Source organism: Clostridium sp. UBA7339, from assembly GCF_002470865.1.
Lineage (GTDB): Bacteria > Bacillota > Clostridia > Clostridiales > Clostridiaceae > Clostridium_J > Clostridium_J sulfidigenes.
The window spans coordinates 194,269-206,464 of record NZ_DKPI01000003.1; the positions used below are offsets into that span (position 1 = coordinate 194,269).

A 12,196-nucleotide genomic window follows, 5' to 3' on the forward strand; every position below is an offset into this window, starting at 1 on the left:
GTTTAGATGTTTATTAGTAGAAAATAGGGGTGAATATGGATGAATGTTAAAGAAAAAATTGAAAGCCTAAGAAGGGCTATGAAGGAAAATCAATTATCAGCTTACATTATTCCTAGTTTTGATTCTCATCAAAGTGAATATGTAGCTGAATACTTCAAAGCTAGAGCATGGATTTCTGGCTTTACAGGTTCAGCAGGAACTGTAGTGGTAACTCTTAATAGAGCAATACTATGGGCAGATGGTCGTTATTATATTCAAGCTGAAAAGCAACTATCTGGTACGGGAATAGAGCTTTTTAAAATGGGACAACCTAAGGTTCCTACCTTCACAGAATTTCTAAAAAAAGAGCTTAATCCAGGAGATATAGTTGGTTTTGATGGTTCTGTAATGCCTATTGGAATATATAAAACTATGACAGAAACATTTAAAAGCAGAAAAATAAAAATAAATCCAGAAAAGGATTTAATATCTCCAATTTGGAGTGATAGGCCAGCTATGCCTAATACAAAGGTGTTTCTTCATGATGTTAAATTTGCAGGTAAATCAGCATCAGAAAAACTTGCTATTATTCGTGAAAAGATGAAGGAAATAGGGGCTGAATATTACGTATTAAGTTCCTTAGATGATATCGCTTGGACATTAAATATTAGGGGAAATGATGTAGAAAGCAGTCCTGTAACAATATCTTATTTATTAATTAGCATGGATTATGTTAAGTTTTTCATAGATAATAATAAATTAACTGATGAAGTTATAACCAATCTAAAGGCTTCTTCTGTTGATATATTAAAGTATAATGAGATATTCAATAACTTAAAAGAACTTAAAGATACATCTATATTATTTGATCCAAATAAAACTAATGTGAAAATTCTTACCTCATTAAATGAATCTATTTCTAAAATCGAAAAAAGAAATATAACTACAGATTTAAAAGCAATAAAGAATGAAGTTGAAAGAAGTAACTTTAGAAACTGTACTATAAAAGATGGAGTTGCTATGGTTAAGTTCATAAAGTACTTAAAAGAAAATGTAGATAAAGAAGAAATATCTGAGATGTCAGCCACAGATACTCTAATTAAATTAAGAAGTGAACAAGAGTATTTTGTTGAACCAAGTTTTTCAACCATAGCTGCATATAAAGAGCATGCTGCCATGATGCATTATTCTGCTACGCCAGAAAGTAATTATATTTTAAAGCCAGAAGGATTATTCTTAGTGGATTCAGGTGGGCAATATTATGATGGAACTACAGATATAACAAGAACCATAGTTCTAGGTGAATTGACCGAAGAAGAAAGAAGAGACTTTACTCTTGTAGTTAAGAGTAATTTAGCTTTAACTATGGCTAAGTTCTTATATGGAGCTACTGGATCTAATTTAGATGTTATTGCAAGAACACCACTTTGGGAAGCAGGAATTGACTATAAATGTGGAACTGGTCATGGAGTTGGATTTTTCCTTAATGTTCATGAAGGACCACAAAACTTCTCACAAGTTCCTAATACAGTAGTATTTGAAGAAGGAATGAATGTTACAAATGAACCTGGTGTATATAAAGAAGGTAAGCATGGTATTAGAATAGAGAATTTACTATTTGTTACTAAAGACAATGAAACAGAATATGGGGGACAATTTATGAAGTTTGATGTAGCTACCTATTGTCCTATAGATTTAGATGGTATAAAAATAGATATGCTTACAGAAAAGGAAAAATTATTCTTAAATAATTATCATAAAGAAGTATATAAATTGTTATCACCTTATCTAAATACAGAAGAAAAAGAATTTTTGAAGAAAGAAACTAGAGAAGTTTAACCTTATATTACAAATTATTGTTTCATAACAAAACAAAAATCATCTCTACATAATAGGGATGATTTTTATTATAGCATTTTAATATTATAGCATTTTAAATATTCCGGATATTATAATTAGTAACATACCTATAAACAAATAACTGAACATATTAGAATCACGGTTCATGGCAATACCTCCAAACTTACTGGTGTTTATATGTACACTTATAATATATACGCTATATAGGTGGAAAAAATACCTGATTAAATAATATAAAAAAATATAATATTTTACTATAATGTGATATAATTATACTTAATACACAAGCATATAATAATTTATATATGCTTGTTAATATTATTTAAATTTGAGAGGTGATATTTAATGGATTTAAACTGGATTTGGTTTGGATTACTTATTTTTGTAATAATTGTAGATATAACTACAAGTAGTTTTACCTTTTCATGGTTAGGGTTAGGATTTATTCCTGCTTTTATTGCAGGATATTTTGTAGACTTTACTACACAAATATGGATTGCTTTAATACTAGGAACTATTGCAATTATATTTGGATTAAAGGTGTCTAAAAAATATATTAACGTAAATCTACCAACTGAAAAACCATTGGTTGGCAAGTATGAAGATAGAGAGTTTGTATCTGAAGTTAAATTAGAAAGTAATAGGGAATGTAGAATAAAAGTTAACGAAGTTTATTGGACAGCTAGAAATATAGGTGAAGATATAAATATTGGTGATACTTTTAAGGTGTTAAAAATTGAAAATAATAAATTGATAATTAAAAAAGGAGTGATTTAAATGGAATTAGTAATTGGTGTTTTAGTCATACTATTTGTAGTTCTAGTCATCATAATTTCATCAGTTAAAGTAGTTAACACTGGTTCTAACTATGTTATGGAGAGGTTTGGTCAATTTTATAAGGTATTAGAACCTGGCTGGCACTTAACAATACCTTTTGTGGACTTTATTAGAAAGAAGGTATCTGTTAAACAACAAATACTTGATATACCACCACAAAACGTAATAACTAAAGATAATGTTAATATTTCTGTAGATAACGTTATATTTTATCAAGTTTTAAGTGCAAAGGATGCAGTTTATAACATAGAAAACTATGTTCAAGGTATAATGTATTCCACTATAACTAATATGAGAAATATTTTAGGTGATATGACTCTAGATGAAGTATTAGCAGGAAGGGACCTTATAAACTCAAAATTATTACAAATCGTTGATAATGTTACTGATGCTTATGGAATTAAGTTATTGTCTGTAGAAATTAAAAATATTGTACCTCCATCAGAAATTCAGCAGGCTATGGAAAAACAAATGAGAGCTGAAAGAGATAAGAGGGCCATGATTCTTCAAGCAGAAGGATCAAGACAATCAGAAATTGAAAAAGCTGAAGGCGAAAAGAGAAGTAAAATACTTGCTGCTGAAGCGGAAAAAGAAGCAAATATTAGAAGAGCAGAAGGATTAAAAGAATCTCAATTACTAGAGGCAGAAGGTAAAGCAAAAGCTATTGAAAAAATTTCAGAAGCAGAAGCAGAAGCGATAAGAAGAGTAAATGAAGCTATAATTCAATCAGGAACTAATGAAACTGTTATAGCTTTAAAACAAGTTGAAGCTCTTAAAGAAATGGCTAATAATCCTGCTAACAAGCTTATATTACCAAATGAAACACTATCTTCCCTTGGAAGTATAGCAGCTATTGGTGAAATGCTAAAAAATAATAAATAGTAATAAAACAAAGCATTAGGACACAACCTAATGCTTTATTTTATACATAAATAATTACAATATCTATATTAAAATGTTGAATTTATTAAATAAATATTGTAAAAAATTCTATATTAGCATATACTCTTAATACAGTGAAATGAGAAAGTTTATATAAATATATAATTTAAAAGGTAGGTGAAAATTTTATGAATAATTTAAACATTGATTTAGACTTAATGTTAGAGCTTAGCTTATCAGAAACAAGAGGTGAAGGGGAATGTTATTTAAACTTAAATGATGGTGAATTTTCTTACATTCCTCAAAGTATTATAGAAGCATTAAAGGATGAATCCAAATTTGATAAACTTGAAAGTTGGGAAAAGGAATTAGCTACGGAAGCAGAAGATGTTACTATGAACTATAGTGATAATTATCTTTATATTCCACTAATAGATGAAAGTATATTAGTGAATTCCATGAAAAGCTACTTAGATACTTTAAATCCTAATGACAAAAATGAAATTTATAGTAAGGTTGATTGGTCAAATCCTCTATTAACTTTTAATAGAGTTTTAATTAATAAAGACAAATTAGATGAATTTTATACCTTTAGAGATGAATTTTTAATTAATCATTTAATTGATTGGTTAAAAGAGAACAACATAAGTGTAGTTAAATAGTTTTATAATACAAATAAAAAGACGTAGAATTCTTATTAGAGTTCTACGTCTTTAATCTTAATCTAGAAAAGGAGTTTCTCTTTCTATATATACTTTATGCCAAATTAAGAATATAAGTATTGTCCAAATCTTTCTACTTAAGTCAAATGGACCCTTTCTATGATCTTCTACTAATTTAATAGCAGCAGCTTTATTTACAAATTCATCAGCATTACTATTTTTTATTATGTCCATAGCCCATTGATAAAGTTCATCCTTAAGCCATAATCTTATTGGAACTGGGTATCCCAGTTTTTTTCTATCTAGAGCAGTTAAGAATGGTAATTCTGATTTAAAAGACTCTCTTAATAAGTATTTTGTTACATGACCATTGATTTTTTCATCTGCAGTGAGCTTTGAAGCAACTTTAAACACTTCTTTATCTAGGAAAGGTACCCTAAGCTCTAAAGAATGAGCCATAGTCATTCTATCAGCTTTAACAAGGATATCTCCAGTAAGCCATGTATTAAAATCTACAAACTGCATTTGAGTAATAGGGTCATACTGAGCAGCTCTATCATAGATATCATTCATAGATCGCTTAATTGTATATTTTGACTCATACTTATTAAGTATTCCTTCTTTTTCATCATCTAAGAAGATTTTTGCATTACCAACATAACGCTCTCTCATAGGAGTACAGCCTCTATCAATAAAGCTTTTTCCTCTTGTTCCTTCTGGTATAAGGGATGCACCAGATTTTAAGGCTTTCTTTAAGAAGCCAGGTACATAATCAAACATTTTTAACGAATTAGGTTCATGGTAAATAGTATATCCACCAAATACCTCGTCAGCGCCTTCTCCAGATAAAATAACTGTAACATGCTTAGCTGCTTCTTTTGCTATAAAATAAAGTGGTATAGCTGCAGGGTCTGCTACGGGTTCATCCATATGCCAAATTATTTTAGGTAATTCATTGGCAAATTCTTCATAAGAAACTATTTTACTTATGTTTTCTAGCCCTAGTTTATCAGCTGATTCTCTAGCTAAATCAATTTCACTATATCCATTTCGGTCAAAACCTATGGTAAAGGTCTTTAAGTCCGGCATGTGTTTTTTTGCTAAAGCAGTTACTACAGTAGAATCAATCCCACCTGATAAGAAAGATGCAACAGGAACCTCAGATTGCATATGCAGTTCAACGGAATCTTCTATGGCCTTACGAATTTCTTCCATCTTTTCATCTTTAGGTCCTGGAGTAGGGTTAAACTTGATCGAATAATAGCAACTTATTTCATGAGCTTTACCTAATTCTTTCTTTATAATATGACCTGGTTTTAAAACCTTTATATCCTTTAGTAGAGTTTTAGGTTCAGGTACAAATTGGAATGTAAGATAGTCATGAAGTGCTCCATTATCAATATCAACACAGTCGCTATCTGGATTAGCATGAAAACTCTTAAGCTCAGAAGCTACATAAAGTCCAGTTTCATTTTCTGTATAATAAAATGGCTTTATTCCAAATGGATCTCTTCCACCTAAGAATACTTTTTTCTTTCTATCCCAAATAATAAATGAGAACATTCCTCTAAGTTTCTCAACAAACTTATCTCCTAAATGAGTATATAATGTAGCTATTACTTCTACCTCTGAGTTAGTAGTAAAACTATAGCCTTCTTTTATTAATTCATCTCTTAAAGATATATAATTATATATTTCTCCATTAAAAACTATTTCTAATTCATCCTTATAAGAGTAGGGTTGAATTCCGTTTGCCAAATCAAGAATACTTAGTCTTTTAAAACCTAAATAAACATTTTCGTCCATATACTCTCCATCTTGAGTTGGGCCTCTATGTTTAATAACTTCTCTCATATCACGAAGAGTTTCTTTCTTTTCTTCTAGTATTTTAGAATTGCTAAAAAACGTTACAAATCCGCACATCGATAATCCTCCTTAGTGTTTATACACATAAAAATATTTTACAATATATATCTATCTTAATCAATATATTCATTATTATATAATTAGTAGTACCTAACTATTATTTCTATCACATAGTATACCATATTTCTACATGAAAAGTTATATAAGTTGGATAACTTTTCAACCAGGATAAGAACTTTAAAATGGTTGTAATAAAATGTAAAAATAATCAGATAATTATTTTATGGAAAAAAAAGGTAATTAAACATTGTAATAGAATAATAATAATAGAATCAATATGGTATTAATTAAGGGGAGAGAGATTATGAGTAATTGTTGCGGTAAAAATATCTGTTTTTATTATTATGGAGAGGATCATTTGGTGATTAATCTATATAAATACATAAAACAGCAAATAGAAAATAATAACTATGTTTATCTTTATGTAGATGAAGATATATATAAATTACTTACTAATAATTTAGATTCAAATGAAAGATTAATGATAGAAAATATTAAGATGAGTAGTATATTAATGTCATCCTATAATGAAAATATAAACTCTACGATGATTTCAAAGTTTTTTAGAGATCTTAAAGCCAAAGCCTCAAATTCAGGATTTTGGGGAGGTTGCTTTATAATAGATGGTGCTAAGATATTAAATAATACATGCAATACAATATTTCAAGAATTTATTAAAGCTTTATCTAATATATGCGAAGAGGAACGTATAGATATATTGACATCCTATGACTTTTTAGATTATGTAAATAGAGGAAAAACTATTACTGAAGACATTATGAGAGGCTCCTATAAATACCATGATTATAGGATGTTTGGAAATGAAATTTTACCAATAGAATCCTTTCAAGTAGAGAGTAATATAGTATAGAAAAATTTGGCTATTACATTCTCTTATAGGTAATAAAGTTCTATAGAAAAGAGTGATAAACAAGTCTATTGACACACATAACGGCTATGATATTATATAAATATAAATGACATTGAAATTATTTATATTTAATGTCATAAAGATTTAATTATATCGGGATAATAGTTAGTATATATAGAAAAGAGGAAGAAAAATATGTCAATAGTTAATATAAGTGATAAAGCTACTACTGAATTCTTACAATTTTTAAAGGATAATGAAGTTACCACAGATACAGTAAGAATTCATTTTGCAGGTATGGGTTGTGGTGGTGCTGTATTTAATCTAGTTTTAGATGAGAAAAAAGATACTGATAACATAGAAGTAGTAGAAGGACTTACATTTTTAGTAGATAAGGGAGTTACTGAGCAATTTGGTGAATTAACAATTCTTTCTGCAGACGAAAATGGTAGAGGTGGGTTCTCAATAGAACCAGAAAAAAAACCAGAAGGTGGCGGTTGTGCTGGTTGCACAAGTTGCGGTTAAATTTAATAAATAATAATTATATTACTGAAAGTGCAGTGTTAAACTTGTTTAATATTGCACTTTTTTTAGTATGTATATTTATTTCAAATAAAATCTATTAATAAATCCAATGATAAATACAATTGACATTCATAGTAATATTTATTAGTGTAATAAATATGTAGATTCATTGACACAATAGTAATGTATCTATAAAACTGAAAAGGAAAAGAGGTAAAGATTATGTCAACAGTTAAAATAAGTGATAAAGCTACCGTTGAATTCTTACAATTTTTAAAAGATAATGAAGTTACAGCAGATACAGTAAGAATTCATTTTGCAGGTATGGGATGAGGCGGCCCATCATTTAATCTAGTTTTAGATGAAAAAAAGGATACTGATAACACAGAAGTAGTAGACGGACTTACATTCTTAGTAGATAAGTCTGTTACTGAGCAATTTGGAGCTCTTACTATTCTTTCAGGCGAAGAGAATGGTAGAGGTGGATTTTCTATAGAGCCTGAAAAGCAAGCTGAAGGTGGCGGATGCTCAAGTTGTAGTAGCTGCGGCTAATGAATAAGTAAAATCTTATATTAAAATAAAAGTGCAATGTTAATTTTATTTAGCATTGTACTTTTATTTTAATATACTTATTTCCATCTATAGAAAACATATTTGAGTATAAAACTTTTCATATTGTTTAAACTAATGGTGACAAATAAGTAGGAGGGAAATATTATGGCAAAAGCAGGAATGAGAAGACCAGATCCAAAAGATTCACATGGTACAGAAAGTAATAAACATAATCACTTTCCTAAAAATGAAGTTCATCCAGTACCAGAACTTCAAGGAAGGGCTAAAACTTCAGATGAAAAATCTAAGCCAATTAGCTATGATGGAAAATGGTAAAATAATGTGAGAATAAAAATAAAGTACACATTATGGTAGCAATTTAAACTAAAAGAAGTAATAAGCAGCACTTACTTAAATAAAGAGTAGGTGCTTTTATTATGGTTAGATTACATGGTTTAAAGGATCAATACCTTATATGCGATAAATATAGTAATAGTCGTGTAAGTTGGCCTTTAGCCCCACTTAATACTGTTTGTACATCCAGTAGTAGTGACGGTCAAATAGGTTTTAACTTTTTAATTGGCACCTATACAATAGCAACATGGAAAGACGAGTTACAGGCTAATCCAATCACAGTTTATCACCAGTTAGTAACACCAGTAGAAGAACCTATAGATGTTACTCAATACATGAAGTAATTCAAGGACGGACATTTCTTAACTGAGGGTAGTCTAATTAATCCAACTGTAGATTTAACTTACTCTACAAGCTTGGCAAGTGCATTGTCTACAATGAAGGAAGTTACAGAAAGTAATACTATATCCTTAAACATTCAACAAGGTCAAATATCTACTTTAATAAGCAATACGACAATAGTTAAAGATGGGCAGACCATACAACTTAAAGATTCTTATAACTCCACAGTAGACTCTATCAATAGTGTAATTAGTAGCCACACTAGTACTATAGATGCTTTGACAGGTCAAATAACTGGTGTGGATACAAGAGTTAATGATGTTAAAAGGACATTAGATGGTACAGTAGCAACTATTAGTAATCATACTATACAGATTAGTGGACTTAATTCTACAGTTAGTACACAAAGTAGCAGTATTACACAGTTACAAAATCAGATAACATTAAAGGTTAGTCAGACTGAATTAACACTATAAGTGTATCATTTGAAGAGAATTTTCAAGACCAAATAATCATTACTAATAGTAAAGTGTCTACAATAGAAACTAGCTTAACAGGAATCACCAGCAGAGTTGGAACTGTAGAACAGATTACTACAACTATAGATGGCAAAGTAACTTCTTTTAGCACAAGAATGAATACCGCAGAGTAGAAAATTACTGATACTGCAATTGTATCTACAGTTCGAAGTTCAACTTCCTATATAAACGACTTAGGAGCAAAGGTTTCAACTAATGCTATTATTTCTAGTATTAATCAAACTGCTGAATCCATAAAAATAAGTGCCAGTAAAATAAATCTTACTGGATATGTTACAATGACTAACCTAAGCACAGCTGGGCAAACGACTATTGACGGAGGAAACATCAAAACAAGTACAATATCCTTAGAACGTTTAAAATCTGCAACTAACAATCCTATTATAAAAATGTTTGGATAGTGCAGTATAGATGCAACTGCAAATAACGAATTAGGAGTAGGCTCAGCAGTAAGACTTAAGTGGAATGAAAACACTTATATTCGTATAGCTGCAGATGTAACAGACATATATCTAAATGGTATTGCTAGGTTTAGATTTTATCCTAATTACTTGGATTGCAAACCGCCAACCATTTACTTTGCAGACCAATGTAAAATAAATGCTAGTGCTGGTACGTTTAGATTTTATATATCAAAGTCGGTTGATACAGGAATAAGAATATCTCCGGATGGTACTATTAGTTTTATGGTTGCCGGAACACCTAGACATGTATTTAACACAAATGTAACGAAAGCTGGAGGAACTATAGTTGTAGATGGTGCTACACTTGGAATGTCTCCAATAGATAGTCCAAAGGTATTACTAGAAGTTGTGTTGTTCGATGTAGATATACAAGAGGAAGGAACTACAGTACTTTTAGATAGTACATTTCTTAAGACTATATCTACTTATGCAGTATTCTGTAGTAATCCAGGGGTAATTATAGTTTCTAAGGATAGAACTAGATTTACAGTAAGAGGATATAATGGAAAAGTTTATTTTAGAGTGATAGGCTACAGAATAGGATACGAAGAACAATATTATTAAGTTGTTGGTTAAGCGATTAGAGAAATCTAGTCTCTTTTATTATGTAAAAAGGAAGGTGTAATATGAATAAAATATTAAACTACATTAAAGTAATAGTATTGCGATAAAAATTGATTATTTTGGAATGTATTATGTGGTATAATTTAACATAAGTTATATTGTTATAAGATAATCTAGGGGGGGGAATTAAGAGTGAAGCAATTTCTTAAAAAGTATATTCGATTAGTTATAGTGATAGTATTATTATTTATTATTTATATGGGATATCTCACTTCCAAACAATCAGTTAATGTAGATGAAAAACTAGATAAGGCAATATCAGATTATATTATAGAACATAATAAATCTGGTTATGAGGAGTCTAGTTATAAGGCATTTGAAGCACATAAAATCTATGGAGTTGAAGATAATGATGATCTAATTAATGTTTATATGTATTCATTACAAGAAGTATACTCATTCGTTGATAAAAAATTTAAGCTACAAGGGAGTTGGTCAGAACCAGCATTTATGGCTTTTAAAAATTATAATGGCAAATATAGTGTTATTGAGTATAAAGAAGCTGAGGTAGGTTCGAAAGATTTAGAATCTATGATGGAAATATTCCCAAGAGAGTATGCTAAAAAAGCTATATACGACGATGCTCAATCTACTGGATTATATTTTGATATAAGAAAACAAGCTAAGAAGTGGTTAAAGGAAGAAGGAAAAGGTGACTTTTCTCTGGAATAAACTATATTTATATATACCGTACTATTCAGAAATGAATATGCGGTATTTTATTATGCAAAAGGAAGGTGTAGAATGGAGAATGAAATAGTTAAAATGGTTACTAGTCAAGGAGTGTTTGCAGTGTTTTTTGCATACCTCCTTTTTTATGTGCTTAAAGAAAACTCTAGGAGAGAAGGGAAGTACCAGGAGATAATATCAGATTTAACACAAAGATTTAATATTTTAGATGATGTTAAAAAAAGTGTAAATAAGATAGAGGAAAAGTTAGAAAGGTAGGTTTTAACTATGGAATTACTAAAAGGTTTATTACAGATTAAAAAGCTTATAGCATTACTATTAACTATAATATTTGCGATATTAAGCCTAAGAGGTTTTATAAGTTCTTCAGAGTTTCTAACCATATTTAGCATGGTAATTGCTTTTTATTTTGGACAGTCTAGTGCAAGACAGACCATTAAAGAAAATAAGATCGATTTAGAGTAAGGGAAACCTTACTCTTTTATATTTAAGGAGGAATGTTTTATGAAAATAGGATTAAGATATGGACACTCTATTAATTGTAGAGGTGCTAGAGGAAAAATCGACGAAGTAGATAGTTGTAGGATTCTTTATGGTAAGATTAAAGCTTTACTAGAAGCACAAGGCCATACAGTACAGGTTAACATGATTTAAATGCCAGTAGTATGGAATCTATAATAGTAGAAAGTTTATTCTGTGATAGTAGTCAAGATGCCGAATTATTTAATAAGAAAACTGATGAATTAGCAAGAGCTATTGCCAATGGAATTGATAGTAGAGTGAGTTTAAATATATCTAAGCCACAAAAGCCAATTAATAAGGAGGAATATGATATGAAAAAAATAGTAACTTATTTAGGAGATGCAGATCTATTTGCTGCAGTAATGGTGGCTCAAAAATTATCTTGCCCATTAATGCGAGTTAATGATTTTAAAGCTAGTGGATTAAAGGCAGAGCAAGTAATTCAGATAGGTGGAAATGCTAATGATACTAATAGATTTTCAACAATGAAAAATGCAGCTAATAAGTATCTATAGGAGATAATATATTGAATTTACTTATAATCTAATCCATAATATCAGTATAAGA

18 protein-coding genes are annotated in these 12,196 nt (G+C 29.6%); 16 read left to right on the forward strand and 2 right to left on the reverse strand.

Translation table 11 applies throughout. From position 1 onward, the window contains the following. Nucleotides 1-39: 39 nt before the first annotated feature. The 4 genes from B2S02_RS01180 (at nucleotide 40) to B2S02_RS01195 (ending at nucleotide 4,220) form a co-directional block, all read left to right on the forward strand. Nucleotides 40-1,818, forward strand: a complete 1,779-nt coding sequence (locus tag B2S02_RS01180; protein ID WP_346848127.1) for an aminopeptidase P family protein — start codon at nucleotides 40-42, stop codon at nucleotides 1,816-1,818. Between the two features lie 366 nt (nucleotides 1,819-2,184). Next, nucleotides 2,185-2,616 carry an NfeD family protein gene (locus B2S02_RS01185; RefSeq protein WP_346876195.1) on the forward strand — a complete coding sequence of 144 codons (432 nt, stop codon included), beginning with the start codon at nucleotides 2,185-2,187 and terminating at the stop codon, nucleotides 2,614-2,616. Beyond that, complete coding sequence (locus B2S02_RS01190; RefSeq protein ID WP_035132267.1) at nucleotides 2,617-3,558, forward strand: SPFH domain-containing protein; 942 nt, start codon at nucleotides 2,617-2,619, stop codon at nucleotides 3,556-3,558. It abuts the gene before it with no gap. Between the two features lie 188 nt (nucleotides 3,559-3,746). Continuing rightward, nucleotides 3,747-4,220 carry a hypothetical protein gene (locus B2S02_RS01195; RefSeq protein WP_346848128.1) on the forward strand — a complete coding sequence of 158 codons (474 nt, stop codon included), beginning with the start codon at nucleotides 3,747-3,749 and terminating at the stop codon, nucleotides 4,218-4,220. A gap of 57 nt (nucleotides 4,221-4,277) precedes the next feature. Here the strand turns inward: B2S02_RS01195 and asnB are convergent, their stop codons facing one another. Then, nucleotides 4,278-6,143 (reverse strand): asparagine synthase (glutamine-hydrolyzing), encoded by a 1,866-nt coding sequence (gene asnB, locus B2S02_RS01200; protein WP_035132270.1) that lies wholly within the window; start codon nucleotides 6,141-6,143, stop codon nucleotides 4,278-4,280. Nucleotides 6,144-6,450: 307 nt separating this feature from the next. On the opposite strand from asnB, the gene B2S02_RS01205 reads away from it, so the two are divergent. The 6 genes from B2S02_RS01205 (at nucleotide 6,451) to B2S02_RS01230 (ending at nucleotide 9,442) form a co-directional block, all read left to right on the forward strand. Further along, nucleotides 6,451-7,017, forward strand: coding sequence for an MEDS domain-containing protein (locus tag B2S02_RS01205; protein WP_035132272.1), 567 nt, complete (start codon nucleotides 6,451-6,453; stop codon nucleotides 7,015-7,017). A 195-nt stretch (nucleotides 7,018-7,212) separates the two neighbouring features. Continuing rightward, nucleotides 7,213-7,542, forward strand: coding sequence for a HesB-like protein (locus tag B2S02_RS01210; protein WP_035132274.1), 330 nt, complete (start codon nucleotides 7,213-7,215; stop codon nucleotides 7,540-7,542). 717 nt (nucleotides 7,543-8,259) lie between these two features. Beyond that, nucleotides 8,260-8,430, forward strand: coding sequence for a hypothetical protein (locus tag B2S02_RS01215; RefSeq protein ID WP_346920148.1), 171 nt, complete (start codon nucleotides 8,260-8,262; stop codon nucleotides 8,428-8,430). A gap of 101 nt (nucleotides 8,431-8,531) precedes the next feature. Continuing rightward, nucleotides 8,532-8,792, forward strand: coding sequence for a hypothetical protein (locus B2S02_RS01220; RefSeq protein WP_346920149.1), 261 nt, complete (start codon nucleotides 8,532-8,534; stop codon nucleotides 8,790-8,792). Between the two features lie 72 nt (nucleotides 8,793-8,864). Next, complete coding sequence (locus B2S02_RS01225; protein WP_346893166.1) at nucleotides 8,865-9,266, forward strand: hypothetical protein; 402 nt, start codon at nucleotides 8,865-8,867, stop codon at nucleotides 9,264-9,266. Between the two features lie 53 nt (nucleotides 9,267-9,319). Next, complete coding sequence (locus B2S02_RS01230) at nucleotides 9,320-9,442, forward strand: hypothetical protein (protein WP_346848130.1); 123 nt, start codon at nucleotides 9,320-9,322, stop codon at nucleotides 9,440-9,442. 104 nt (nucleotides 9,443-9,546) lie between these two features. On the opposite strand, the gene B2S02_RS01235 is transcribed toward B2S02_RS01230, so the two are convergent. Then, nucleotides 9,547-9,804 (reverse strand): hypothetical protein, encoded by a 258-nt coding sequence (locus B2S02_RS01235; RefSeq protein WP_346848131.1) that lies wholly within the window; start codon nucleotides 9,802-9,804, stop codon nucleotides 9,547-9,549. A gap of 76 nt (nucleotides 9,805-9,880) precedes the next feature. Between B2S02_RS01235 and B2S02_RS01240 the strand changes: the two genes are divergently transcribed. From B2S02_RS01240 to B2S02_RS01265, 6 genes are all read left to right on the forward strand, one after another. Beyond that, the gene (locus tag B2S02_RS01240) at nucleotides 9,881-10,357 is read left to right on the forward strand and encodes a hypothetical protein (protein WP_346920150.1); all 477 of its coding nucleotides are present in this window, start codon (nucleotides 9,881-9,883) and stop codon (nucleotides 10,355-10,357) included. A gap of 192 nt (nucleotides 10,358-10,549) precedes the next feature. Beyond that, on the forward strand, nucleotides 10,550-11,089 hold the full coding sequence (locus B2S02_RS01245; RefSeq protein ID WP_346920151.1) for a hypothetical protein: 540 nt from the start codon (nucleotides 10,550-10,552) through the stop codon (nucleotides 11,087-11,089). A gap of 72 nt (nucleotides 11,090-11,161) precedes the next feature. Then, entirely contained in the window at nucleotides 11,162-11,365 is a 204-nt protein-coding gene (locus tag B2S02_RS01250; protein ID WP_346920152.1) for a BhlA/UviB family holin-like peptide, read from the forward strand. Nucleotides 11,366-11,374: 9 nt separating this feature from the next. Next, the gene (locus tag B2S02_RS01255) at nucleotides 11,375-11,572 is read left to right on the forward strand and encodes a hypothetical protein (protein WP_346848135.1); all 198 of its coding nucleotides are present in this window, start codon (nucleotides 11,375-11,377) and stop codon (nucleotides 11,570-11,572) included. 39 nt (nucleotides 11,573-11,611) lie between these two features. After that, a complete protein-coding gene (locus B2S02_RS01260; protein WP_346920153.1) occupies nucleotides 11,612-11,761 on the forward strand; it encodes a hypothetical protein in 150 nt (49 codons plus the stop codon). A gap of 11 nt (nucleotides 11,762-11,772) precedes the next feature. Further along, nucleotides 11,773-12,144: a hypothetical protein gene (locus B2S02_RS01265; RefSeq protein WP_346848137.1), complete on the forward strand. Its 372-nt coding sequence runs from the start codon at nucleotides 11,773-11,775 to the stop codon at nucleotides 12,142-12,144. The last annotated feature ends 52 nt before the right edge of the window (nucleotides 12,145-12,196 follow it).